Source organism: Rhodococcus pseudokoreensis (genome assembly GCF_017068395.1).
Lineage (GTDB): Bacteria > Actinomycetota > Actinomycetes > Mycobacteriales > Mycobacteriaceae > Rhodococcus_F > Rhodococcus_F pseudokoreensis.
In genome coordinates, this window is record NZ_CP070619.1 from 7,904,177 (window position 1) to 7,928,245 (window position 24,069).

Sequence of the window (24,069 nt, forward strand, 5' to 3'; positions counted from 1 at the left end):
GCGGCCATCCGTCCCACAGAACGTGTCGGTGCCCCGGCTTACCATGGCACGGCCAGAGGGCTGAGCGTCCACGCGCGTCCTCGGCTGTCGAACAATGAAGGGACTTGGAGTGGCGGATCGCCTTATCGTGCGGGGTGCCCGTGAGCACAATCTGCGAGGGGTCGATCTCGATCTGCCCCGCGACAGCCTGATCGTGTTCACCGGGTTGTCGGGCTCGGGCAAGTCGAGTCTGGCGTTCGACACGATCTTCGCCGAGGGCCAGCGACGCTACGTCGAGTCGCTGTCGGCGTACGCGCGCCAGTTCCTCGGCCAGATGGACAAGCCCGACGTCGACTTCATCGAAGGTCTGTCGCCCGCGGTGTCCATCGACCAGAAGTCGACCAACCGGAACCCGCGGTCGACGGTCGGCACCATCACGGAGGTCTACGACTACCTCCGTCTGCTCTATGCGCGGGCCGGCACCGCACACTGCCCGGTCTGTGGGGAGCAGATCGCGCGGCAGACGCCGCAGCAGATCGTCGACCAGGTTCTGGAGATGGAGGAAGGCACCCGCTTCCAGGTGCTCGCCCCCGTCGTGCGTACCCGCAAGGGCGAGTTCGTCGACCTGTTCGACCAGCTCAACATGCAGGGCTACTCGCGTGTGCGGGTCGACGGCGTGGTGTATCCGCTGTCCGAGCCGCCCAAGCTCAAGAAGCAGGAAAAGCACGACATCGAGGTGGTCGTCGACCGCCTCACCGTCAAGGCCGGTTCCAAGCAGCGGCTCACCGATTCCGTCGAGACCGCGCTGCGACTGGCGGAGGGCATCGTCGTCCTCGACTTCGTCGACCGCGAGGAGAACGCCGCCGACCGGGAGCGACGGTTCTCGGAGAAGCTGGCGTGCCCCAACGGCCACGCCCTGTCCATCGATGACCTCGAGCCGCGGTCGTTCTCGTTCAACTCCCCGTACGGCGCGTGCCCCGAGTGCACCGGCCTCGGAATCCGCAAGGAGGTCGACCCGGACCTCGTCGTCCCGGACCCCGAGTTGTCGCTGGAGGACGGGGCCATCGCGCCGTGGTCGATGGGGCAGAGTTCCGAATACTTCGGTCGCCTGCTGTCCGGCCTCGGCGACATCCTCGGCTTCGACATGAAGACGCCGTGGAACAAGCTCCCGGCGAAGGCGCGCCGGGCGATCCTCGAGGGCAGTGAGGAGCAGGTCCACGTCCGCTACAAGAACCGGTACGGGCGTACCCGTTCCTACTACGCCGAGTTCGAGGGCGTCATGCCGTTCCTGCACCGCAGGCTCGAGCAGACCGAGTCCGACCAGATGAAGGAACGCTACGACGGCTACATGCGGGACACCCCCTGTCCCGCGTGCGGTGGTGCGCGACTGCGCCCCGAGATCCTGTCGGTCACGATCGCGAACGAGAAGTTCGGGATGAAATCGATCGCCGAGGTCTGTGAACTGTCGATCTCCGATTGCGCCGACTTCCTGAACAGCCTCACGCTGGGCAGCCGCGAGGAGGCCATCGCCGGTCAGGTGCTCAAAGAGGTCCAGGCGCGCCTCGGTTTCCTCCTCGACGTCGGCCTCGAGTACCTCTCCCTCGCCCGCGCCGCAGGCACCCTGTCCGGTGGTGAGGCGCAGCGCATCCGTCTCGCCACCCAGATCGGCTCGGGTCTGGTGGGCGTGCTGTACGTGCTCGACGAGCCGTCGATCGGTCTGCACCAGCGCGACAACCGGCGCCTCATCGAGACCCTGACGCGCCTGCGCGACCTCGGGAACACGCTGATCGTGGTCGAACACGACGAAGACACCATCCGCACGTCCGACTGGGTGGTCGACATCGGACCGCTCGCCGGCGAGCACGGCGGCAAGGTCGTCCACAGCGGGCCGTACCAGGAACTGCTCGACTGCGAGGAATCCCTCACCGGCGCCTACCTGTCGGGCCGCAGTCACATCGAGATTCCCGCCATCCGCCGGCCGGTCGACCGCAAGCGGCAGGTCACGGTCGTCGGCGCGCGCGAACACAACCTCGGCGGCATCGACGTCAGCTTCCCGCTGGGCGTGCTCACGTCGGTCACCGGTGTGTCCGGGTCCGGTAAGTCGACGCTCGTCAACGACATCCTCGCGACGGTCATGGCGAACAAGCTCAACGGCGCCCGTCAGGTGCCCGGCAGGCACACCCGCATCAACGGGCTCGACCAGCTGGACAAGCTCGTGCAGGTCGACCAGTCGCCGATCGGCCGCACCCCGCGGTCCAACGCGGCCACCTATACCGGGGTGTTCGACAAGATCCGCACCCTGTTCGCCGCCACCACCGAGTCGAAGGTGCGCGGCTACCAGCCGGGCCGGTTCTCGTTCAACGTCAAGGGCGGCCGGTGCGAGGCCTGCTCCGGCGACGGCACGCTGAAGATCGAGATGAACTTCCTGCCCGACGTGTACGTACCGTGCGAGGTCTGCCACGGTGCCCGGTACAACCGCGAGACGCTCGAGGTCCACTACAAGGGCAAGACCATCGCCGAGGTCCTGGACATGCCGATCGAGGAGGCCGCGGAATTCTTCGAGCCCATCACCTCGATCCACCGCTACCTCAAGACCCTCGTCGAGGTCGGTCTCGGGTACGTGCGGCTCGGTCAGCCCGCGCCCACGCTGTCCGGTGGTGAGGCGCAGCGCGTGAAGCTCGCCGCCGAACTACAGAAACGTTCGACGGGCCGCACGGTGTACATCCTCGACGAGCCCACGACGGGTCTGCACTTCGAGGACATCCGCAAGCTGCTCGGGGTCGTCAACGGTCTGGTCGACAAGGGCAACACGGTGATCGTGATCGAGCACAACCTCGACGTGATCAAGACGTCCGACTGGGTGGTCGACATGGGGCCCGAGGGCGGGTCCGGCGGCGGAACCGTCGTCGCGCAGGGAACCCCTGAGGACATCGCGCAGGTTCCGGAGAGTTACACGGGCCGGTTCCTCGAGAATGTTCTCTCGGTGCCGGCACCCGTTCCGGCGAAGTCGAAGGCAGCCAAGTCCTCGCCGACGCGGAAGTCCGCGTCGGCGAAGAAGACTGCCGCGGCCGCCACGGCGACACCGCGTAAGCGGGCGCCGAAGAAGGCCGCAGCAGTCAGCTGAATCCGGTCAGTCCCTCGCGGCCGCGTCGATCGCGGTCGCGAGGTCTGCGGGCCGCGACCACATCGGCCAGTGCCCGGTCGGCAGATCGACGTAGTCGACTTTCGCGATCTGCGCGAGTTCGGCCGCCATCGGGTGGCCCGCTGCGGCCATCTGCTGGATGACCTCCGACGGGAAACTGGTGCAGATCACCGTGGTCGGCACGTCCAATCGCCTGCTGTCGGCGAGTTCGAGCGTGTCCCTCGCCGGTCCGGCGGGCATGGGCACCGCCCGGTTGCGGAACGTCTCGAGCGTGTCGTCGTCGAGCCCATCGAGGCTGCTGCCTTCGGCCTCGAGTTCGGACCAGGACGGCAGCGGAATCTCGACGTCCGCCGGGTCGAGATCGTCGCGCAGCGCGGTTCCGCTCTGCAATGGTCCCGAGTCGACGTAGACGATGCGGGCGAGTCGGTCGGGCACCCGATCGCTCGCCGCGTAGGCCACCGGCCCCGCACCGCTGTGTGCCACGACCACCACCCGCTCCGACGACGGTGTGTTCGCGACGGCCTCCGTGATCGCGGCGATGTGGTCGTCCAGCCGGACGCCGGCGCGGTCGCTGACGGTGGAGTCGAGTCCCGGCAACGTCACCGCGGTGACGCGATGCCCCTGCCCGATCAGGTCGGATTCCACTGCCGCCCAGGCCCATGCGCCGAGCCAGAATCCGGGGACCAGAATGATGTGAGTGCCTGTGCTGCCGTGTACTTCGCTTGTCCGAGTCATGAGACAAGAGTGAACCCGCACCGGTGACATCAGCGTGTCACCGTATTCGTCACAGTCTCATAACGGAACCGGCCCGATCAGAATCGGGACTTTGCCGCGGACGTTCGGCAGACTGCCCTCATGGACCGTCCCGCCCGCCTCCACGCCCTGACGGAAGAACTGCGCCGCGCGGGTGACCGGGGCCGGACCGCGGAGCAGTTGGCGGCGCAGTTCGAGGTGACGGCCCGCACGATCAAGCGGGACATCGCCGTACTGCAGTCCTCGGGCGCCGCGATCCGGGCCACTGCCGGACCGGGTGGGGGATACGGGATCATCGGGAACGGCACGTTGCCGCCGGTGAATTTCACTCCCGCTCAGGCGGTCTCGGTGGCGCTCGCCCTCACAGCCTTTCGCGATGCGCCGTTCGCGACGGACGGGCGGGCCGCGCTCGCCAAGTTGCTCGACGTGATGGACACGGAGTCGAGGGAGCGGGTGGAGCGACTCGGCGCGAAGGTGTGGATCCGGCGAGACACCACCGGAGGCAGCGCGGAACCCCGCATCCGCCGCGTCGTCGAAGACGGATTGCAGCGGGAACTGATGGTTTCCCTGCGGTACGTCGACCGGGACGGCGGACGCACCGAACGGGTTGTCGAACCGCACCTTCTCGCGCACACGAGAGGGTCGTGGTTCCTCGTCGCGTGGTGCGTGAGCCGCGCGGGTGTGCGCTGGTTCCGGTTGGACCGGGTCTCCGACGCCACCCTCACCGGCCGGTCGTTCGTCCCGCGCGATCCGGACCTCTTCGGCGAACCGCCCGCCGACGCGCGCACCGTGTTCGACCGGTGAGGGCGATCAGAGCGCGCGGGCGGCCGCCACGGATCGGTTCACCAGCGAGACGAGAACCGACTCGTCGACGTCGGCGAGTTTCTTGACGTAGAGGCAGCCCTTGCCGACCTTGTGCTTGCCGAGCGCGGCGAGTTCGTCCTCGTGCTCGGTGCAGTCGAGGGAGAGATACAGGGTGAGTGCCGCCGCCCGCGGCGAGAATCCGATCAGGGCGGTGTCGCCCTCGTGGCCGCTGGCATACCGGTAATGGCGGGAGCCGAATCCGACGATGCTGGTTCCCCACATCGCGGCGGGCTCACCCGTCGCGGCGGTGAGCAATTCCACCATCCGTGCGCTGTCGGCGCGCTTCACCGGGTCGGCGATCGTGTCGAGGAATTCGTCGACACCGGCCGACGTCTGCTCGGTCTTGTTGCGGCTCGCCATCTCAGTACCCCGCCATCTCGGTGCTCGCCGTTTCTCAGTACACCGGTCCGGTGTACTTCTCACCCGGACCCTTGCCGGGCTCGTCCGGGTGCGAAGACGCTTCGCGGAACGCGCGCTGCAGCGCCTGCAGGCCTTCGCGGATCGGCCCAGCGTGCGGTCCGAGGTACTCGATGGACGCGGTCACCAGGCCGGCGAGGGCGGTGATGACCCGCCGGGCCTCGTCGAGGTCGCGGTGGGGGCTGGAGTCGGGGTCGGCGTCGGACAGGCCGAGTTTCTCGGCTGCCGAACTCATGAGCATGACCGCGGCGCGGCTGATGACCTCGACCGAGGGAACGTCGGCCAGTTCCCGGACGTCGGTATTCTGGTCACCGTCGTTCACGGTGCCGTCGTTCGGGGTGTCATCGATGTTGTCCGTCATGCCCTAGAGGATTCCACCAGCGGCCGGTGACCGGGCGGCCAGGTGGCCGTGGGACGCAACGTCCCGGTATCGATTAGCTGACGACGTGCGCAAATGTTACTCTTGGTCCAACGACCGCCTTCGGATTTGTCGGGGGCAGCAAGTGGAGTCCGACTCCCACCTCTGCGCGGCAGGTAAAACTGCAGCTCAGTGGTCCGGTCGCTCGGTCCGAGGTTCCTCGGCCCGAGTTCCTCGAATGTGAGGAGATGAGGGAGCGGCGTGAGCCGTGAGTTCGTCTGATCGGTCGACATCGGGCCCCGCATGGTGAGAGTCATTCACCGCAGCGGGGCTTTTTTGTTGGGAATCCCGGGCGTACGGGCTGCTGGCGGTCTCGAGACAAGACCGTTCAACCTAGGAGGCCCCATCAGCACTGAGACCCGCATCAACGATCGCATCCGAGTTCCCGAGGTCCGCCTCGTCGGACCCGGAGGTGAACAGGTTGGCATCGTGCGTGTTGAAGATGCACTCCGCTTGGCCCTCGAGGCCGATCTCGACCTGGTCGAGGTGGCCCCCGACGCTCGCCCGCCGGTCTGCAAGATCATGGACTACGGCAAGTTCAAGTACGAGGCCGCGCAGAAGGCTCGTGAGTCGCGCAAGAACCAGCAACTCACGGTCATCAAGGAGCAGAAGCTCCGCCCCAAGATCGACGATCACGACTACGAGACCAAGAAGCGCAACGTCGTGCGCTTCCTCGAGGCCGGATCCAAGGTCAAGGTCACGATCATGTTCCGCGGACGCGAACAGTCGCGTCCGGAGCTCGGATTCCGGCTGCTGCAGCGTCTCGGTGCAGACGTCGCGGATCTCGGGTTCGTGGAGACGTCCGCCAAGCAGGACGGTCGAAACATGACGATGGTGCTCGCTCCGCACAAGGGCGCGAAGACCCGTGTCAAGGCGCAGGAGAGCGCCGCCGCGCCGCCGGCGCAGCGGGCAACTCCCGCTCCGGCACAGGCTCCGGCGACACCTGCGGAGCAGGCGGGCGGCACTACGCCCGGCGAAGCGCCGACCAGCTAGTCCGACTACACCAGCACGACCCGGATCATGGTCCGGATACCAGAGAACTGAGGACTCCATGCCCAAGTCGAAGACCCACAGCGGCACCGCGAAGCGATTCAAGGTGTCCGGCAGCGGAAAGATCCTGCGCCAGAAGGCCGGTCGCCGCCACCTGCTCGAGCACAAGGCCACCAAGGTGACCCGTCGCCTCGATGGCGTGGCTGTCGTCAGCAAGGCTGACACTCCTCGCATCAAGCGCCTGCTCGACATCTGAGTCGACACCCCTTTTACTGACCACCCGGGGCGGCTCACCGCCCCAAGATTGACAGGATTTTTCAGTGGCACGCGTAAAGAGGGCGGTAAACGCCCAGAAGAAGCGTCGTTCGATTCTCGAAGCCTCCAGCGGCTACCGCGGACAGCGCTCGCGCCTGTACCGCAAGGCCAAGGAACAGCAGCTTCACTCGCTGACCTACGCCTACCGTGACCGCCGTGCGCGCAAGGGCGACTTCCGCAAGCTGTGGATCACGCGTATCAACGCCGCTGCACGGGCGAACGACATCACGTACAACCGCCTGATCCAGGGTCTGCGTCTGGCCGAGATCGAGGTCGACCGCAAGAACCTGGCCGAGCTGGCCGTGTCCGACGCCGCCGCATTCGCCGGCCTCGTGGCCCTCGCCAAGGCAGCTCTCCCGGCTGACGTGAACGCTCCGGCCGGAGAAGCAGCCTGAGTCTCGTACCCGGGCCCTTCGAGCCCCGGCCTTTCGAGCCCCGGCCTTTCGAGCCCCGGCCGTTCGAGCCTAGGAAACGACCCGTGGACCCGCTCACCGAGCGCACCCCACGGGTCGTTTCTGCTGTCAAGCTGCTGCGCACCGCGGAACGCCGCAAGGTCGGGCGCTTCCTGGTGGAGGGGGAGAACTCCGTCGGCGAGGCACTCGCCACACACCCGGTGCACGACCTCTTCTACACCGCGGACGCGGAGCAGCGGTACTCGACGCTGATCGACCGGGCGCATGCCGCGGGTGTCCGCACGTCGCTGGTGACGGACCGGGCGGTCCGGGCGCTCAGCGACACGGTGACCCCGCCGGGTCTCGTCGCGGTGTGTGATCTCCTCGACGTTCCGCTGGCCGAGGCGATGGGTCCCGGAACCCGCCTGCTGGCTGTTCCGGTCGCGGTCGCGGAGCCGGGCAACGCCGGCACCGTCATCCGGGTCGCGGACGCGGTGGGCGCGGACGCGGCGATTCTCGCCGGCGACAGCGTCGACCCGCACAACGGAAAATGTGTCCGGGCGTCCGCCGGAAGTCTCTTCCACCTTCCGGTGGTGCGTGAACGGGACACGGCCGCGGTTCTCGACAGCATCAGCGCGGCGGGCATTCAGTTGCTCGCCACGGCGGCGGACGGCGAAGTCGATCTGGACGACGCCGACGAACTCCTGGCCCGCCCCACGGCGTGGCTGTTCGGCAACGAGGCCCACGGTCTCGACGCGGCCACCGCGGCGCGAGCGGACCACCGGGTGCGGATCCCGATCCACGGTCGAGCCGAGAGCCTCAACCTGGCGACGGCGGCGTCGATCTGCCTGTATTCGAGCGCGCGGGTCCAGAACCGCAAGCGAACCGACAGCTGAAACGGCGACAATCGGATCGCATAGGATTTGACGGCGAGCTGTTTCGGTTTCGTCGAGAGTGTTGACTGAACGAACTTAAGGAGTGGCACCGGTCGTGGCTAAAAAAGAGGGCGCTGCCTCCACGGGGGTCGAAGGCGGTGCGGTCGATGCGAGTGCGCTCACCGAGGACGCCCTGACTGCGGCGGCGGAGAGCGCCGAGAAGGCGTTCGCGTCGGTGGCGGATCTCGACGACCTCGCGAAGGCCAAGGTCGAGCACATGGGCGACAAGTCGCCGATCGCCCTCGCCCGCCGCGGACTGGGAGCCCTCCCGGGCAAGGAGAAGGCCGACGCGGGCAAGCGCGTGAACGTCGCCCGCACCCGGATCAGTGCGGCGTTCGACGATCGCCGCGCCGTGCTGCTCGCCGAGCGCGACGCCGCCGTTCTCGTGGCCGAGGCCATCGACGTGACGCTGCCGTCGCAGCGTCAGCCGGTGGGTGCCCGCCATCCGATCAGCATCATCTCCGAGCAGGTCGAGGACGTGTTCGTGGCCATGGGCTGGGAGGTCGCCGAGGGGCCGGAGGTCGAGACCGAGCACTTCAACTTCGATGCTCTGAACTTCCTGCCCGATCACCCCGCGCGGACGATGCAGGACACGTTCCACATCGCGCCGGAGGGCTCGCGACAGGTGCTCCGCACGCACACGTCGCCGGTACAGGTGCGCACGATGCTCTCGCGCGAGGTGCCGATCTACGTGGTCTGCCCCGGACGGACGTTCCGCACCGACGAACTCGACGCGACGCACACCCCCGTCTTCTCCCAGGTGGAGGGGCTCGCGGTCGACAAGGGCCTCACCATGGCTCATCTGCGCGGCACGCTCGACGCGTTCGCCCGCGCACTGTTCGGTCCCGACACCCGCACCCGGATGCGCCCGAACTACTTCCCGTTCACGGAACCGTCCGCCGAGGTGGACGTGTGGTTCCCGAACAAGAAGGGCGGCGCGGGCTGGGTCGAGTGGGGCGGCTGCGGAATGGTCAACCCGAATGTGTTGCGCGCCTCCGGAATCGACCCCGACGTGTACACCGGGTTCGCGTTCGGGATGGGGCTCGAGCGCACACTCCAGTTCCGGAACGGGATCCCGGACATGCGCGACATCGTCGAGGGCGACGTGCGTTTCACGCTGCCCTTCGGTGTCCAGGGCTGACCCCGCGTCACCCGGATCCCGTCCACCACAGTCACGACATTTTCACGAACGAGAGAGCTGAGCAGACGTGCGAGTAGCGCAATCCTGGCTGACCGAGATCCTGCAGCGTGCCACCCCGGACTGGGACGTCACCGCCGAGGAACTCGACGCAGGTTTCGTCCGGGTCGGGCTCGAGGTCGAGGAAGTCGACCGGCTCGAGCCCGTCGACGGCCCCCTCGTGGTCGGCAAGGTTCTCGAGATCACCGAGCTCACCGAGTTCAAGAAGCCGATCCGCTTCTGCAAGGTCGATGTGGGTGCGGCCGAGCCACAGGGCATCGTGTGCGGCGCCCGGAACTTCGCCGAAGGCGACCTCGTGGTGGTCGCCCTGCCCGGTGCGGTCCTTCCCGGTGGTTTCGCCATCGCCTCCCGCAAGACGTACGGGCAGGTCTCCGACGGGATGATCTGCTCGGTGGCCGAACTGGGCATCGGCAAGGACCACTCGGGCATCCTCGTCCTCGAGCCGGGTACCGCGCTTCCGGGCGCGGACGCCAACGAGTTGATGGGTCTCCACGACACGGTCATCGAACTCAACATCACCCCGGACCGCGGCTACTGCTTCTCCGTCCGCGGGCTCACCCGTGAACTGGCGTGCGGGTTCGACCTGGACTTCGCCGACCCCGCGGCGGTGGCGCCGTCTCGTTCGGACGGGGACGCCTGGCCGATCCGCGTCGAACCCGAGTCGAAGGCAACGCGTTTCGCCGCCCGCCGGGTGACGGGTATCGATCCGAATGCGGTCAGCCCGTGGTGGCTGCAGCGCCGGTTGCTGCTGTCGGGTGTCCGCCCGATCTCGCCGGCCGTCGACGTCACCAACTACGTTCTGCTCGAACTGGGCCAGCCGCTGCACGCGTTCGACGCCGCGAAGATCAGCGGCGAACTCGTCGTGCGCCGCGCGGTGGCGGGGGAGAAGCTGACGACTCTCGACGAGACCGAGCGCGTCCTCGACCCCGAGGACGTCGTGATCGCCGACGATTCGGGAGTCCTGTCATTGGCAGGCATCATGGGTGGCGCATCCACCGAGGTCGGACCGGGAACCACCGACATCCTGCTCGAGGCGGCCACGTGGGATCCGCTCGCGGTGTTCAAGACCGCGCGCAGGCACAAGCTGACGAGCGAGGCAGGCAAGCGTTTCGAACGCGTCGTCGATCCCGAGATCCCCGTCGCGGCACTGGACCGGGCGGCCGCGCTGCTCGTCGACATCGCCGGCGGACGGGTCGAGTCGGCGCTCACCGACATCGGTGCGGTCACCCCGCACCAGCCCATCCACATGGACATCGACCTCCCCGACCGCGTGGCGGGCGTCGAGTACCCCACCGGAACCTCGGCGCGCCGCCTGACGCAGATCGGCTGCACCGTCGAGGTCGGGGTCAGCGACAGCGGGCACGGCCAGCTCGTCGCGGCCCCGCCGTCGTGGCGCCCCGACCTGGTGCAGCCCGCCGACCTGGTGGAGGAAGTGCTGCGCCTCGAGGGTCTCGAAAAGATTCCGTCGGTGCTGCCCGCGGCCCCCGCGGGTCGTGGGTTGACGCCGACGCAGCGCCGCAAGCGGGCCGTCGGCCGCGCCCTGGCGTTCTCGGGGTACGTCGAGATCCTTCCCCCCGTCTTCCTGCCCACCGCCGTCTTCGACACGTGGGGGCTGGATCCGGAGGATCCCCGCAGGAACACCGGCCGGGTGCTCAATCCGCTCGAATCGGATCGGCCCGAACTGGCCACCACGTTGCTTCCCGGACTGCTCGAGGTCCTCGCCCGCAACGTGTCCCGCGGCCAGCGCGACCTGTCGCTCTTCGGCATCGCGCAGGTCGTGCTGCCCGGCGCGGACACGAAGCCGGTCGCGGCGCTCCCGGTGGACCGGCGTCCGACCGACGAACAGATCACGGCGTTGCTGCAGTCGCTGCCGGATCAGCCCGTGCACGTGGCGGCGGTGCTCACCGGACAGCGTGAGCCGAGTGGTCCGTGGGGCGCGGGACGCGCAGCCGACGCCACCGACGCGTTCGCCGCAGCCCGGACGGTGGCCGCCGCGGCCGGTGTCGAGCTGGAGTTCCGCGCGACGCAGTACCTGCCGTGGCATCCGGGCCGCGGCGCGGAGCTTCTCGTGGACGGCGTCGTCGTCGGGCACGCGGGTGAGTTGCACCCCGCAGTGCTCGAGCGCGGCGGGCTCCCCCCGCGGACGAGTGCGGTGGAGATCGATCTGAGTGCCCTGCCGCTTGTGGAGAATCTGCCCGCGCCGAAGGTCTCGCCCTTCCCCGCGGTCCTTCAGGACGTGGCGGTCGTCGTCGACACGGCGGTTCCCGCCGCCGAGGTCCAGGCCGCCCTGCGGTCGGGTGGCGGGGAACTCCTCGAGGACATCCGGTTGTTCGACGTGTTCGAGGGCGAGCAGGTCGGGGAGGGCCGGAAGTCGCTGGCGTTCGCGCTGCGATTCCGGGGCGCCGACCGCACGCTGACCGAGGACGAGGCGAGCGCCGCCCGCGACGCTGCGGTCGCCGCGGCGTCCGCAGCGGTGGGTGCCGAACTGCGCAGCTGACCCGTAGCCTGGGTGGAGGGCCCGGGACGGTGAGGAGCGGTGCGATGACCGAGGTGCGCGACGTCGTGGCGGCGGCGAGTCAGTTGACCGACGCCGAATTTCTCGAGGTCGTGCGCGCGGTGGCCGCCGGACGTCCGGGTCTCGGCGCGCTGCTCGCGGCTGTGGACGTGGGTGCGGCGATCCCGGCCGAGGATCCGGTGACCGCGGAGGTCGTGCCCCACGTCGTGCCGGGTGTGCCCGAACCCGACTACACCTCGGGAGGCGTCCCGACGTTCGACCGCGTACGTGAGCGGATCGAGGGACGGTTCGGCACGGCGATGGGCTCCTCGGGACTCGCGCACGACAGCCCGTCGGGGCGGTCGCTGGAGGACGCGTGGGAGAAGCGGGAGAAGGCGGGTAAGGCCAAGCTCGACGAGATCCGGCGGTCGCTCGGCAAGCAGTGACCGCGGTTCCCGTCCCGCCGGGAGACCACGTTGTGTATTAGCTTGCATGATGATGCATAATCAATCGTATGACTGAGCACGCGGGAAAACCGATCAGGATTGCCGTCGCCGGCGCGAGCGGATACGCCGGTGGCGAAGTGCTGCGTCTGCTGCTGGGGCACCCGTCGTACGCGGACGGTTCGCTCGTCATCGGCGCGCTCACCGCCGGCGGCAACGCCGGCTCGACCCTGGGTTCGCACCATCCGCATCTGCTTCCCCTCGCCGACCGAGTGCTGGAAGACACCACCGTCGACACGCTCTCCGGTCACGACGTGGTGTTCCTCGGTCTGCCGCACGGCAATTCGGCGCAGTACGCGAAGGACCTGCCCGAGTCCACCGTCATCATCGACTGCGGCGCCGACTTCCGGCTCACGAACGCCGAGGACTGGGAGCGGTACTACAAGAGCCCGCACGCGGGCAGCTGGCCGTACGGACTTCCGGAACTCCCCGGTGCCCGCGAGAAGCTGGCGGGCGCCACCCGCATCGCCGTCCCCGGGTGCTTCCCGACGGTGTCGAGCCTGGCGATGGCGCCCGCGGTCGCGGCGGGCATCGTCGAACCGCGGGTCACGATCGTCGCGGTCACCGGCGCGTCCGGCGCGGGACGTGCCCCCAAGGCCGATCTGCTCGGCTCCGAGGTGATGGGTTCGGTCCGCGCGTACGGCGTCGGCGGCGTGCACCGCCACACCCCGGAGATCATCCAGAACCTCTCCGAACTCGCCGGTGAGCGCGTCACCGTGTCGTTCACCCCCGTGCTCGCGCCCATGCCGCGTGGCATCCTCGCCACCTGCACCGCGGTCACCACGGCGACCGAGGACGAGGTACGCGCGATCTACGAAAAGGCATACGCCGACGAGCCGTTCGTGCACGTGCTGCCCCAGGGTGTGCTGCCGCAGACCGGGGCGGTCGTCGGATCGAACGCGGTCCAGCTCGCGGTGACGGTCGACGCCGACGCCGGCCAGATCGTCGTGGTCGCGGTGATCGACAACCTTGCGAAGGGCACCGCCGGGGGAGCGGTGCAATCGATGAATCTTGCGCTTGGACTACCCGAGACCGCCGGTCTCTCGACAGTGGGAGTTGCCCCGTGAGCAGTGACAGCACGATCGATCCGCACCCGACCCGGGAAATCGCCGGCGGCACCCTGGTCCGCAGCCAGGGAGTGTCGGGGCCCGCGGGTTTCCGCGCGTCCGGGATCAAGGCGGGTATCAAGGCGAGCGGCAACGCCGACCTGGCCCTCGTGCTCAACGAGGGGCCGGAACTCGCGGCGGCGGGCGTCTTCACCGCGAACAAGGTGAAGGCCGCCCCGGTGCTGTGGTCACAGCAGGTGCTCACCACGGGCAGGCTGCGCGCCGTCGTGCTCAATTCGGGTGGTGCCAACGCGTGCACGGGTGCGGGCGGATTCCAGGACGCGCACAAGACGGCCGAGGAAGTGGCGTCGGCGCTGAGCAACTGGGGCACCGAGACCGGTGCCGTCGAGGTCGCCGTGTGTTCCACCGGTCTGATCGGCGACCGCCTGCCCATGGACAAGGTCCTGACCGGCGTCACGGAGGCCGTACACGAACTCGCAGGCGGAATCTCGGGCGGCACCGACGCCGCGTACGCGATCATGACCACCGACACGGTGCCGAAGCAGGCCGCCCTGCACCATGCGGGCAAGTGGAACGTGGGCGGGATGGCAAAGGGCGCCGGCATGCTGGCGCCCGCGCTGGCGACGATGCTGTGCGTGGTCACGACCGACGCCGTCGCGACCGCGGCCCAACTCGACGCGGCGCTGCGGGCGGCCACCCGGGTGACGTTCGACCGACTGGACGTCGACGGCGCCACCTCGACCAACGACACCGTGCTGCTGCTCGCGTCCGGCGCGAGCAACGTGACACCCACCCAGGACGAACTGAACGCGGCCGTGACAGCCGTCTGTGACGACCTGGCCGATCAGATGATGGCCGACGCGGAAGGCGTCACCAAGCGGGTGCGGGTCACCGTCGGCGGCGCGGTCAGCGAGCACGACGCGCTGATCGGGGCCCGGACGGTGGCGCGGGACAGTCTCGTCAAGACGGCGCTGTTCGGTTCCGACCCCAACTGGGGCCGGGTCCTCGCCGCGATCGGCATCGCGCCGATCGAACTGGACCCCGACAAGATCTCGGTGTCGTTCAACGGCGCCCCCGTCTGCATCGACGGCGTCGGCGCCCCGGGTGCGCGGGACGTGGACCTGAGCGACATCGACATCGCCCTCGACATCGATCTGGGTCTGGGCGAGCACGCGGTGACCATCCGGACCACCGACCTCTCGCACGCCTATGTCGAAGAGAACTCGGCGTATTCGTCATGACAGCGGCCAGCGAAGCGCTCACCGGCATCACCGATTACCAGAAGGCACACGTCCTGGCGGAGGCGCTGCCGTGGCTGCAGCAGTTCCGCGACAAGGTCGTCGTCGTGAAGTACGGCGGCAACGCCATGGTCGACGACGCACTGAAGACGGCGTTCGCAGCCGACATGGCCTTCCTGCGGACGGTCGGAATTCAGCCGGTCGTCGTGCACGGCGGCGGCCCCCAGATCAATGCCATGCTCGGAAAGCTCGGCATGACAGGGGAATTCAAGGGCGGATTCCGCGTCACCACCCCCGAGGTGATGGACGTCGTCCGGATGGTGCTGTTCGGTCAGGTCGGCCGTGAACTGGTCGGGCTGATCAACGCCCACGGCCCGTACGCTGTCGGGATCTCCGGCGAGGACGCACACCTGTTCACCGCCACCAAGCGCACCGTGATGGTCGAGGGCACGCCGACGGACATCGGACTCGTCGGCGACGTCACGACCGTGAATCCGGACGCCGTTCTCGACCTCATCCGCGCGGGCCGCATTCCCGTGGTGTCCACCATCGCCCCCGACTCGGACGGTGTGGTGCACAACATCAACGCGGACACCGCCGCCGCTGCGCTCGCCGAGGCCATCGGCGCCGAGAAACTCGTGGTCCTCACGGATGTCGAAGGGCTGTACACGAACTGGCCGGACCGCGATTCGCTGGCCACCGAGATCGACGTGGACGCGCTCGCACAACTGCTGCCGAGTCTCGACGCCGGCATGGTGCCCAAGATGGAGGCCTGCCTGCGCGCGGTCCGCGGCGGGGTACCCACCGCGCACGTCATCGACGGCCGCCTCGCGCATTCCGTTCTGCTCGAACTGTTCACCGGCGAGGGCATCGGCACGATGGTCACGCCCGCCCCGACTTCACCTACCGAGGGAGTTGCCTCATGACCGGAACCCCGGAACTCCAGCAGCGCTGGTCCGGCGCCCTGATGAACACCTACGGCGTCCCCCGGGTGGCTCTCACGCGCGGTCAGGGTGCGGTGCTCACCGACGCCGACGGCAAGGAGTACGTCGACTTCCTCGCCGGCATCGCCGTCAACATTCTCGGGCACGCGCACCCGGCGATCATCGAGGCCGTCACGGCGCAGTTGTCGACCCTCGGGCACGTGTCGAACCTGTACGCCAGCGAACCGGCGATCGAACTGGCCGAGAAGTTGCTGTCCCATCTGGGTGCTCCCGGACGTGTCTTCTTCTGCAATTCCGGCACCGAGGCCAACGAGGCGGCGTTCAAGCTCGCGCGGGCCACCGGACGATCGAAGATCATCGCGGCGGAGAACTCGTTCCACGGCCGCACGATGGGCGCCCTCGCGCTGACCGGGCAGGCCGCCAAGCGGACGCCGTTCGAGCCGATGCCCCCGGGTGTCGAGCACGTGCCGTACGGCGACCTCGACGCACTCGATCGCGCCGTCGACGCCGACACCGCAGCGGTCTTCCTGGAGCCGATGATGGGCGAGGGCGGAGTCGTCGTTCCGCCGGAGGGATACCTCGCCGGCGCACGGCAGATCACCGCCGATCGCGGCGCCCTGCTCGTACTCGACGAAGTGCAGACCGGCATCGGCCGCACCGGCTGGTTCTACGCCCACCAGGCGGTCGGCATCGTGCCCGACGTCATGACTCTCGCGAAGGGTCTCGGTGGCGGGATGCCGATCGGCGCGTGCATCGCCACCGGAGCGACCGCGGACCTGTTCGGGCCCGGCAAGCACGGCACGACGTTCGGCGGGAACCCCGTCTGCGCGGCGGCGGCGCTCGCCGTGCTGCGGACCATCGCCGAGGACGACCTCATCTCCCGCGCCGACACGCTCGGCAAGTCGCTGTCGGCAGGCATCGAAGGTCTCGGCCACCCGCTGATCGACCACGTCCGCGGCGCCGGACTGCTGCTCGGAATCGTCCTCACCCAGGACGTGGCCCCCGCGGTGGAGAACTCCGCCCGCGAGGCCGGGTACCTGATCAACGCCGCGCAGCCGGGCGTCGTCCGGCTCGCTCCGCCCCTCGTCCTCACGGACGAACAGGCCGAGGGTTTCGTCGCGGCGCTGCCCGCGATCCTCGACAACGCGCAATCGGCCGCTCAGCCGGGAAAGCAGTGACGACCGTGGTGAAACACTTTCTCCGGGACGACGACCTCACCCCCGAACAGCAGGCGGAGGTCCTCGAGCTCGCCGCCAGGCTGAAGAAGGCACCGTTCGCCGAGCGTCCGTTAGAGGGTCCCCGCGGGGTCGGCGTGATCTTCGAGAAGAACTCCACGCGCACCCGGTTCTCGTTCGAGATGGGCATCGCACAACTCGGCGGTCACGCGATCGTCGTCGACGGGCGCAGCACCCAGCTCGGCCGCGAGGAAACGTTGCAGGACACCGGCCGCGTCCTGTCGCGGTACGTCGACGCCGTGGTGTGGCGCACGTTCGGCCAGAAGCGGCTCGAGGCGATGGCGTCCGGCGCCGACGTCCCGATCGTCAACGCCCTGTCCGACGAGTTCCACCCGTGCCAGGTGCTGGCCGACCTCCAGACCCTCGCGGAGCGGAAAGGCTCGCTGAAGGGCCTGAAACTCACCTACCTCGGCGACGGCGCCAACAACATGGCGCACTCACTGATGCTGGGTGGTGTGACCGCAGGTGTCGACGTGACCATCGCCGGCCCCGAGGGATTCGCACCCCTGCCCTGGGTGGTCGAGGCAGCCCGCGCGCGGGCCGCCGACACCGGCGCGACCATCACCCTCACCGAGGATCCGCAGGCGGCGGTCGTCGGCGCGGACGCACTCGTCACCGACACCTGGACGTCGATGGGCCAGGAGAACGACGGACTGGACCGGGTCGGCCCGTTCCGCCCGTTCCAGATCAACGAGGCGCTGCTCGCGAAAGCGGCCGCTGATGCGGTGGTCCTGCACTGCCTGCCCGCCCACCGCGGCGAGGAGATCACCGACGCCGTCCTCGACGGACCGCAGAGCGTCGTCTGGGACGAGGCCGAGAACCGCCTGCACGCGCAGAAGGCACTGCTGGTGTGGCTGCTCGCGCAACGAACCGGAGACCGTCCGTGAATGCGGCCACGGCACCGACCCGGGCGGGACGGCAGGCGCGCATCATCGCGATCCTGTCGAACAACCCGGTCCGCAGCCAGACCGAACTCGCGGCGCTGCTCGCGGCCGAAGGCATCGACGCCACCCAGGCGACGCTGTCGCGCGACCTCGAAGAACTCGGTGCCGTAAAACTCCGCGCCGCAGACGGCGGCGCCGGGGTGTACGTGGTGCCCGAGGACGGAAATCCCGTCCGCGGCGTGTCCGGCGGAACCGACCGGCTGTCGCGGTTGCTGGGGGAGCTACTGGTGTCGACCGATGCCAGTGGCAACATGGCGGTGCTGAGAACCCCCCCGGGGGCAGCGCACTATCTGGCGAGTGCACTCGATCGGGCATCATTACCTGACGTCGTGGGAACCATCGCGGGGGATGACACCGTTCTCGTGGTGGCACGCGAGCCGCTGAGCGGGGCGGAACTCGCGGCCAAGATCGAATCCCTCGCCTGACAACTGAATCATCTCTACAGATCTTCAACCTAAGGAGCACAAGGACCATGGCCGATCGCGTCGTACTCGCCTACTCGGGCGGGCTGGACACCTCAGTCGCCATCAGCTGGATCGGCAAGGAGACCGGCAAGGAAGTTGTTGCTGTCGCCATCGATCTCGGCCAGGGCGGCGAGGACATGGAGGTCGTGCGCCAGCGTGCACTCGACTGCGGTGCGGTCGAATCGGTCGTGGTGGATGCGCGCGACGAATTCGCCGACGAGTACTGCCTGCCGACCATCCAGGCCAACGCCCTCTACATGGACCGCTACCCGCTCGTGTCGGCCATCAGCCGCCCGCTGATCGTCAAGCACCTCGTCGAGGCCGCGCGTGCCCACGGCGGAACCACGGTCGCGCACGGCTGCACCGGCAAGGGCAACGACCAGGTCCGGTTCGAGGTGGGCTTCGGATCGCTCGCTCCCGACCTCGACGTCATCGCTCCGGTCCGCGACTACGCATGGACCCGGGAGAAGGCGATCGCGTTCGCCGAGGAGAACGAGATCCCGATCAACGTCTCCAAGAAGTCGCCGTTCTCGATCGACCAGAACGTGTGGGGCCGCGCCGTGGAGACCGGGTTCCTCGAGGACCTGTGGAACGCGCCGACCAAGGACGTCTACGACTACACGCAGGACCCGACCGTCAACTGGCAGGCCCCGGACGAGCTGATCATCAGCTTCGAGGCGGGACGCCCCGTCGCGATCGACGGCAGGCCGGTCAGTGTCCTCGAGGCCATCCAGGAGCTCAACCGCCGCGCGGGCGCCCAGGGCGTCGGCCGCCTCGACGTCGTCGAGGACCGTCTCGTCGGCATCAAGAGCCGGGAGATTTACGAGGCTCCCGGTGCCATGGTGCTCATCAACGCGCACCAGGAACTCGAGCACGTCACGCAGGAACGCGAGCTGGGTCGCTACAAGCGTCAGACCGAGCAGCGCTGGAGCGAGCTGGTGTACGACGGCCTGTGGTTCTCCCCGCTGAAGGTCGCGCTGGACACGTTCATCGAGAAGACCCAGGAACGCGTCTCCGGCGACATCCGGTTGGTGCTGCACGGCGGTGCGATCATCGTCAACGGCCGCCGCAGCAACCAGTCGCTGTACGACTTCAACCTGGCCACCTACGACGAGGGCGACACGTTCGACCAGTCCTACGCCAAGGGATTCGTGCAGATCCACGGACTGTCCTCGAAGGTCGCGGCGAAGCGCGATCTGGGCCTCTAGGTATGAGCGCCGACGGCACCAACGAAGGAGCCCCCCGTCAGGGTGCGACCGTGACCGGCGCACTGTGGGGCGGCCGGTTCGAGTCCGGACCGGCCGCCGCCATGGCGGCGCTGAGCAAGTCCACCCACTTCGACTGGGTGCTCGCCCCGTACGACGTGCGCGCATCCCAGGCGCACGCCCGGGTGCTGCACAAGGCCGGTCTGCTCGGTGACGACGACTTGGCGACGATGCTCGACGGTCTCGGCAGGCTCGCGGACGACGTCGCGAGCGGCGAGTTCGTCCCGAGCGAATCCGACGAGGACGTGCACGGGGCGCTCGAGCGCGGTCTGATCGATCGGGTCGGTCCGGAGGTCGGGGGACGCCTGCGCGCCGGGCGTTCGCGCAACGATCAGGTGGCGACGCTGTTCCGGATGTGGTTGCGGGACGCGGTCCGCCGCGTCGCCGACGGTGTCCTCGACGTCGTCGACGCCCTCGCGACTCAGGCGGCGGCGCACCCGTCCGCGGTGATGCCCGGCAAGACCCACCTGCAGGCCGCGCAGCCGGTGCTGCTGGCGCACCACCTGCTGGCGCACACGCACCCGTTGCTCCGTGACGTTCAGCGGCTGCGGGACTTCGACGTGCGGGCGGCTGTGTCGCCGTACGGTTCCGGGGCGCTGGCCGGCTCGTCTCTCGGACTCGATCCGGAGGCGATCGCCGCGGAACTCGCGTTCGATTCGTCGGCGGAGAACTCGATCGACGCCACTTCGTCGCGGGATTTCGCGGCCGAGGCGGCGTTCGTACTCGCGATGATCGGCGTCGACCTGTCGCGGATGGCCGAGGAGGTCATCCTGTGGAGCACTCCGGAATTCGGTTACATCACGCTCGCCGACGCCTGGTCGACGGGCTCGTCGATCATGCCGCAGAAGAAGAACCCCGACGTGTCCGAGCTGACCCGCGGCAAGTCGGGCCGGCTGATCGGCAACCTGACCGGGCTGCTGGCGACGCTGAAGGCGCAGCCGCTCGCGTACAACCGGGATCTGCAGGAGGACAAGGAACCGGTCTTCGATTCGGTGGCGCAGCTCGAGTTGCTGCTCCCGGCGATCACCGGACTGGTCTCCACCCTCGAATTCCACACGGATCGAATGGCGGAACTGGCACCGGCGGGCTTCACGCTGGCCACCGACATCGCCGAGTGGCTCGTCCGTCAGGGCGTCCCGTTCCGCGTGGCGCACGAGGCTGCGGGGGCGTGTGTCCGCGTCGCCGAGGCGCGGGGCGCCGGACTCGAGGATCTCACCGACGACGAGCTCGCCGGGGTCGATCCGGCTCTCACCCCGGACGTGCGGGAGGTGCTCACCGTCGAGGGCTCGATCGCCTCGCGTAACGCCCGCGGCGGTACGGCCGGTATCCGTGTGGCCGAACAGTTGGGCGGGGTCCGTCAGCTGTCCGAGTCGCTGCGCGAGTGGTGTCGATGACACCGGCGTCGGACGCCCCGGATTAGGGGCAGTGTGACGCGTCGAGCGCAGTAGGGTGAGGGCGGGCGGCAGCGAGACGTGCGTCACGGTTCGAGAGTCTGGGAGAGTGTTCGTGGGACTGAATACCGAAACGGTGATGGGCCCGATCCGTCGCGTGGTGGCGACGGCGCAGAACGGGTTGGAGGTGGTTCGTCTCGGCGGACTCGAGACGGACCTCACCACATCGCCGTTCGAGGTGGTCGAACGTGCACCGATGTATCGGCTCCGACGGTATTTCCCGGACACGGACCCGGCCGAAGCCGGACCCCCGATCGTCCTGGTCCCGCCGATGATGATGTCGGCCGACGTCTACGACGTGACACGGGACCAGGGTGCGGTCGGCATCCTCCGCTCGATGGGAATCGACCCCTGGGTCGTCGACTTCGGATCGCCGGATTCAGAAGAGGGCGGCTGGGATCGGAATCTCGCCGACCACATCGTCGCGATCAGCGAGATCATCGACCAGGTGCGGTCGCACACCGGTCGTGACGTCTACCTGTCCGGATATTCGCAGGGCGGCATGTTCGCCTACCAGGCCGCCGCCTACCGCCGCAGCCGCAACATCGCCGGACTCGTGACGTTCGGCAGCCCGGTCGACACGCTCGCCGGGCTGCCGTTCGGGATCCCGGCAGGCTTCGCCACCGACGCCGCGGGCTTCCTCGCGGACCACGTCTTCAACCGGCTCGCGGTGTCGGGGTGGATGGCCCGCACCGGGTTTCAGCTCCTCGACCCCGTCAAGACACTGAAGTCGAGGTTGGATTTCCTCCGTCAGTTGCACGACAGGGAAGCGCTGTTGCCGCGGGAGCAGCAGCGACGGTTCCTCGCGACCGAGGGCTGGGTTGCATGGTCCGGTCCGGCCGTCGCCGAGTTGCTCAAGCAGTTCATCGTGCACAACCGCATGATGACCGGGGGGTTCGTGATCAAGGACCAGGTGGTGTCGCTCGCGGAGTTGACCTGCCCCGTCCTCGCGTTCGTGGGGGAGGTCGACGACATCGGTCAGCCGTTGGCGGTCCGCGGCATCCGCCGGGCCGCCCCACGCGCGAATGTGTACGAATCGACGTTGCGGGCAGGGCATTTCGGTCTCGTCGTCGGCTCCGCGGCGGCGACCCACACGTGGCCCACGACAGGCAAGTGGGTGCTGTGGAACGAGGGGCTGGGGCCGCGCCCCACCAACATCGAGCTCATGCGCTACGACGAGCATTTCGGTAGCGAATCCGGAGTGTCCATCAGCGACCGCATCATTCACACCGTGGCGTCGGTCGCCGAGGTGGGTGTCGGTGTCGGCAAGGGGATCAGCGACTTCGCGTCCGGCGCGTTGCGCGGCACGGTGGAACTGTCCGGCGAGGCCACGCGGGCGTTGCCCCGGCTGGCCCGGCTCGGCCAGATCCAGCCGCACACGCAGATCTCGCTCAGCCGGTTGCTGGCCGAGCAGCGTCGGAAGGCGCCGGGCGGCGAGTGCTTCCTCTTCGACAATCGCGTCCACACCTACGAGGCGGTCAATGAGCGCATCGACAACGTGGTCCGCGGTCTGATCCAGGCCGGTGTCCGTCCCGCCGCTCACGTCGGCGTCGTGATGCAGACGCGCCCGAGCGCGCTCGCCGCCATCGTCGCGCTGTCCCGCCTCGGCGCCGTCGCGGTCCTGCTGCCCCCGGGGCGGGAAGTCCACACCGCCCTCCGCATCGACGGTGTCGAGCGCATCGTCACCGACCCGGAGAATCTGGACGCCGCGATCGCCACCGGCATGCAGGTCCTCGTGCTCGGCGGCGGCGCCCAGCGCGACCTCGACGTGGATCCGTCGGCGAACGTCGTCGATCTCGAGAAGATCGACCCCGGCGCCGTGACGTTGCCGGGCTGGTACCGGCCCGATCCCGGCCTGGCCCGCGAGTTGGCGTTCATCATCTGCAGTGAGTCCAACGGGCACTGGGAGACCAAGCAGATCACGAACTACCGGTGGGCGCTGTCGGCTTTCGGAACGGCCTCGGCCGCCGATCTCGACCGCGGCGACACCGTGTACTGCCTTGCGCCTCTGCATCATTCGTCGAGCCTGCTCGCCGCGATCGGTGGTGCCGTGGCCGGCGGATCCCGGATCGCGCTCTCCCGCGGACTCGACCCCGAGCGGTTCGCCGAGGAGGTCCACCGCTACGGCGTGACGGTGGTCAGCTACACGTGGACGATGATGCGCGAGATCCTCGACGCCGAAAACCTCGCACTCGACGGAAGTCACCCCGTCCGGCTCTTCATCGGATCCGGAATGCCGCAGGGCTTATGGCGCCGCACGACGGAACGGTTCGCGCCCGCGAAGGTCCTCGAGTTCTACGCGTCCACGGAGGGCGACGTCGTTCTCGCGAACGTCGCAGGCGCGAAGGTCGGGGCGAAGGGTCGGCCCCTGCCCGGCAGCGCCGAGGTGCGGCTCGCGGCCTACGACCCGATCGCCGGCCGGCTGCTGGAGGACGAGCAGGGATTCATCCGCGAATGCGAGGACGACGAGGTCGGTCTGCTCCTCGGCAGGGCGGGCGTGCACGCCGAGATGTCCGGCGGCGCGATGCGCGGAATCTTCGCCGCGGGCGACGCATGGATTCCGACGGAGAACCTCTTCCGCCGCGACGCCGACGGCGACTACTGGCTCGTCGACCACAGGAAGACCGTGATCGCGACTCCCCGGGGCGCCGTGTTCACCCAGCCGATCGTCGACGCGCTCGGATCCGTCGATCGGGTCGACCTCGCGGTGGCCTACGGCGTGGCAGTCGGCGGCCGCACGCTGGCCGTTGCCGCGTTCACCCTCCGCGACGGGCGGCCGCCGAGACTGGCGGAGATCTCGGACGCGCTCGACGCGCTTGCGCCCGCGCTGCGGCCCGACATCATCCAGGTGGTGGAGGACATCCCGCTGGGGTCCTCGTACCGCCCGAATGCCGATGCCCTGAGCTCCGCCGGCCTGCCCAAGCCGGGAACCCGTGTGTGGTACGCCGATCCGGAATCGCACCAGTACCGGCGGCTGACCAAGGCGGTGGCCGCCGAGTTCCAGGACGGCTCCGCCGGAGTGCCCGCTGGCGCGCGGTAACCTGACACTGCTCACCCGAAC

21 protein-coding genes are annotated in these 24,069 nt (G+C 68.7%); 18 read left to right on the forward strand and 3 right to left on the reverse strand.

Annotation, left to right across the window (positions count from 1 at the left end):
• Positions 1–109 precede the first annotated feature (109 nt).
• Complete coding sequence (gene uvrA, locus JWS13_RS41380; RefSeq protein WP_206010911.1) at positions 110–3,103, forward strand: excinuclease ABC subunit UvrA; 2,994 nt, start codon at positions 110–112, stop codon at positions 3,101–3,103.
• Between the two features lie 6 nt (positions 3,104–3,109).
• Here uvrA and JWS13_RS41385 read toward each other — a convergent pair whose 3' ends face one another.
• Positions 3,110–3,856 carry an alpha/beta fold hydrolase gene (locus JWS13_RS41385; protein ID WP_206010912.1) on the reverse strand — a complete coding sequence of 249 codons (747 nt, stop codon included), beginning with the start codon at positions 3,854–3,856 and terminating at the stop codon, positions 3,110–3,112.
• Between the two features lie 120 nt (positions 3,857–3,976).
• Between JWS13_RS41385 and JWS13_RS41390 the strand changes: the two genes are divergently transcribed.
• Positions 3,977–4,678 carry a helix-turn-helix transcriptional regulator gene (locus tag JWS13_RS41390; RefSeq protein ID WP_206010913.1) on the forward strand — a complete coding sequence of 234 codons (702 nt, stop codon included), beginning with the start codon at positions 3,977–3,979 and terminating at the stop codon, positions 4,676–4,678.
• A 6-nt stretch (positions 4,679–4,684) separates the two neighbouring features.
• On the opposite strand, the gene JWS13_RS41395 is transcribed toward JWS13_RS41390, so the two are convergent.
• On the reverse strand, positions 4,685–5,098 hold the full coding sequence (locus JWS13_RS41395) for a DUF1801 domain-containing protein (RefSeq protein ID WP_206010914.1): 414 nt from the start codon (positions 5,096–5,098) through the stop codon (positions 4,685–4,687).
• 34 nt (positions 5,099–5,132) lie between these two features.
• Positions 5,133–5,516 carry a DUF1844 domain-containing protein gene (locus tag JWS13_RS41400; RefSeq protein ID WP_206010915.1) on the reverse strand — a complete coding sequence of 128 codons (384 nt, stop codon included), beginning with the start codon at positions 5,514–5,516 and terminating at the stop codon, positions 5,133–5,135.
• Between the two features lie 342 nt (positions 5,517–5,858).
• Here JWS13_RS41400 and infC point away from each other — a divergent pair, with 342 nt between their 5' ends.
• The 16 genes from infC (at position 5,859) to JWS13_RS41480 (ending at position 24,048) form a co-directional block, all read left to right on the forward strand.
• Entirely contained in the window at positions 5,859–6,566 is a 708-nt protein-coding gene (infC, locus tag JWS13_RS41405) for a translation initiation factor IF-3 (protein ID WP_124394384.1), read from the forward strand.
• 58 nt (positions 6,567–6,624) lie between these two features.
• Positions 6,625–6,819, forward strand: a complete 195-nt coding sequence (gene rpmI, locus JWS13_RS41410) for a 50S ribosomal protein L35 (protein ID WP_005247390.1) — start codon at positions 6,625–6,627, stop codon at positions 6,817–6,819.
• A 64-nt stretch (positions 6,820–6,883) separates the two neighbouring features.
• The gene (rplT, locus tag JWS13_RS41415) at positions 6,884–7,273 is read left to right on the forward strand and encodes a 50S ribosomal protein L20 (protein WP_005247385.1); all 390 of its coding nucleotides are present in this window, start codon (positions 6,884–6,886) and stop codon (positions 7,271–7,273) included.
• An 83-nt stretch (positions 7,274–7,356) separates the two neighbouring features.
• Complete coding sequence (locus JWS13_RS41420; RefSeq protein WP_206010916.1) at positions 7,357–8,166, forward strand: TrmH family RNA methyltransferase; 810 nt, start codon at positions 7,357–7,359, stop codon at positions 8,164–8,166.
• A 94-nt stretch (positions 8,167–8,260) separates the two neighbouring features.
• Positions 8,261–9,346, forward strand: a complete 1,086-nt coding sequence (pheS, locus tag JWS13_RS41425) for a phenylalanine--tRNA ligase subunit alpha (protein WP_206010917.1) — start codon at positions 8,261–8,263, stop codon at positions 9,344–9,346.
• 67 nt (positions 9,347–9,413) lie between these two features.
• Positions 9,414–11,900, forward strand: a complete 2,487-nt coding sequence (gene pheT / locus JWS13_RS41430; RefSeq protein ID WP_206010918.1) for a phenylalanine--tRNA ligase subunit beta — start codon at positions 9,414–9,416, stop codon at positions 11,898–11,900.
• Between the two features lie 44 nt (positions 11,901–11,944).
• The gene (locus JWS13_RS41435; protein ID WP_206010919.1) at positions 11,945–12,343 is read left to right on the forward strand and encodes a hypothetical protein; all 399 of its coding nucleotides are present in this window, start codon (positions 11,945–11,947) and stop codon (positions 12,341–12,343) included.
• A gap of 68 nt (positions 12,344–12,411) precedes the next feature.
• Positions 12,412–13,467: an N-acetyl-gamma-glutamyl-phosphate reductase gene (argC, locus tag JWS13_RS41440; protein WP_206010920.1), complete on the forward strand. Its 1,056-nt coding sequence runs from the start codon at positions 12,412–12,414 to the stop codon at positions 13,465–13,467.
• Entirely contained in the window at positions 13,464–14,708 is a 1,245-nt protein-coding gene (argJ, locus tag JWS13_RS41445; RefSeq protein ID WP_206010921.1) for a bifunctional glutamate N-acetyltransferase/amino-acid acetyltransferase ArgJ, read from the forward strand. The genes argC and argJ overlap by 4 nt, the downstream gene beginning before the upstream one ends.
• On the forward strand, positions 14,705–15,631 hold the full coding sequence (argB, locus tag JWS13_RS41450; protein ID WP_206010922.1) for an acetylglutamate kinase: 927 nt from the start codon (positions 14,705–14,707) through the stop codon (positions 15,629–15,631). Before argJ ends, argB begins: the two co-directional genes overlap by 4 nt.
• The gene (locus JWS13_RS41455) at positions 15,628–16,827 is read left to right on the forward strand and encodes an acetylornithine transaminase (RefSeq protein ID WP_206010923.1); all 1,200 of its coding nucleotides are present in this window, start codon (positions 15,628–15,630) and stop codon (positions 16,825–16,827) included. The genes argB and JWS13_RS41455 overlap by 4 nt, the downstream gene beginning before the upstream one ends.
• Positions 16,824–17,771 (forward strand): ornithine carbamoyltransferase, encoded by a 948-nt coding sequence (gene argF, locus JWS13_RS41460; RefSeq protein WP_124394372.1) that lies wholly within the window; start codon positions 16,824–16,826, stop codon positions 17,769–17,771. The genes JWS13_RS41455 and argF overlap by 4 nt, the downstream gene beginning before the upstream one ends.
• Positions 17,735–18,253: an arginine repressor gene (locus JWS13_RS41465; protein WP_206010924.1), complete on the forward strand. Its 519-nt coding sequence runs from the start codon at positions 17,735–17,737 to the stop codon at positions 18,251–18,253. Before argF ends, JWS13_RS41465 begins: the two co-directional genes overlap by 37 nt.
• A gap of 47 nt (positions 18,254–18,300) precedes the next feature.
• Complete coding sequence (locus tag JWS13_RS41470) at positions 18,301–19,500, forward strand: argininosuccinate synthase (RefSeq protein WP_007295785.1); 1,200 nt, start codon at positions 18,301–18,303, stop codon at positions 19,498–19,500.
• A 2-nt stretch (positions 19,501–19,502) separates the two neighbouring features.
• On the forward strand, positions 19,503–20,951 hold the full coding sequence (argH, locus tag JWS13_RS41475; RefSeq protein WP_124394374.1) for an argininosuccinate lyase: 1,449 nt from the start codon (positions 19,503–19,505) through the stop codon (positions 20,949–20,951).
• A gap of 106 nt (positions 20,952–21,057) precedes the next feature.
• The gene (locus tag JWS13_RS41480; protein ID WP_206010925.1) at positions 21,058–24,048 is read left to right on the forward strand and encodes an acyl-CoA synthetase; all 2,991 of its coding nucleotides are present in this window, start codon (positions 21,058–21,060) and stop codon (positions 24,046–24,048) included.
• The last annotated feature ends 21 nt before the right edge of the window (positions 24,049–24,069 follow it).

Bases quoted from the DNA above. Each gene is read 5' to 3' on its own strand.
- JWS13_RS41385 (WP_206010912.1), bottom strand. From the start codon at position 3,856: ATGACTCGGACAAGCGAAGTACACGGCAGCACAGGCACTCACATCATT.
- JWS13_RS41390 (WP_206010913.1), top strand. From the start codon at position 3,977: ATGGACCGTCCCGCCCGCCTCCACGCCCTGACGGAAGAACTGCGCCGC.
- JWS13_RS41395 (WP_206010914.1), bottom strand. From the start codon at position 5,098: ATGGCGAGCCGCAACAAGACCGAGCAGACGTCGGCCGGTGTCGACGAA.
- JWS13_RS41400 (WP_206010915.1), bottom strand. From the start codon at position 5,516: ATGACGGACAACATCGATGACACCCCGAACGACGGCACCGTGAACGAC.
- rpmI (WP_005247390.1), top strand. From the start codon at position 6,625: ATGCCCAAGTCGAAGACCCACAGCGGCACCGCGAAGCGATTCAAGGTG.
- JWS13_RS41435 (WP_206010919.1), top strand. From the start codon at position 11,945: ATGACCGAGGTGCGCGACGTCGTGGCGGCGGCGAGTCAGTTGACCGAC.
- argC (WP_206010920.1), top strand. From the start codon at position 12,412: ATGACTGAGCACGCGGGAAAACCGATCAGGATTGCCGTCGCCGGCGCG.
- argB (WP_206010922.1), top strand. From the start codon at position 14,705: ATGACAGCGGCCAGCGAAGCGCTCACCGGCATCACCGATTACCAGAAG.
- JWS13_RS41455 (WP_206010923.1), top strand. From the start codon at position 15,628: ATGACCGGAACCCCGGAACTCCAGCAGCGCTGGTCCGGCGCCCTGATG.
- JWS13_RS41470 (WP_007295785.1), top strand. From the start codon at position 18,301: ATGGCCGATCGCGTCGTACTCGCCTACTCGGGCGGGCTGGACACCTCA.
- argH (WP_124394374.1), top strand. From the start codon at position 19,503: ATGAGCGCCGACGGCACCAACGAAGGAGCCCCCCGTCAGGGTGCGACC.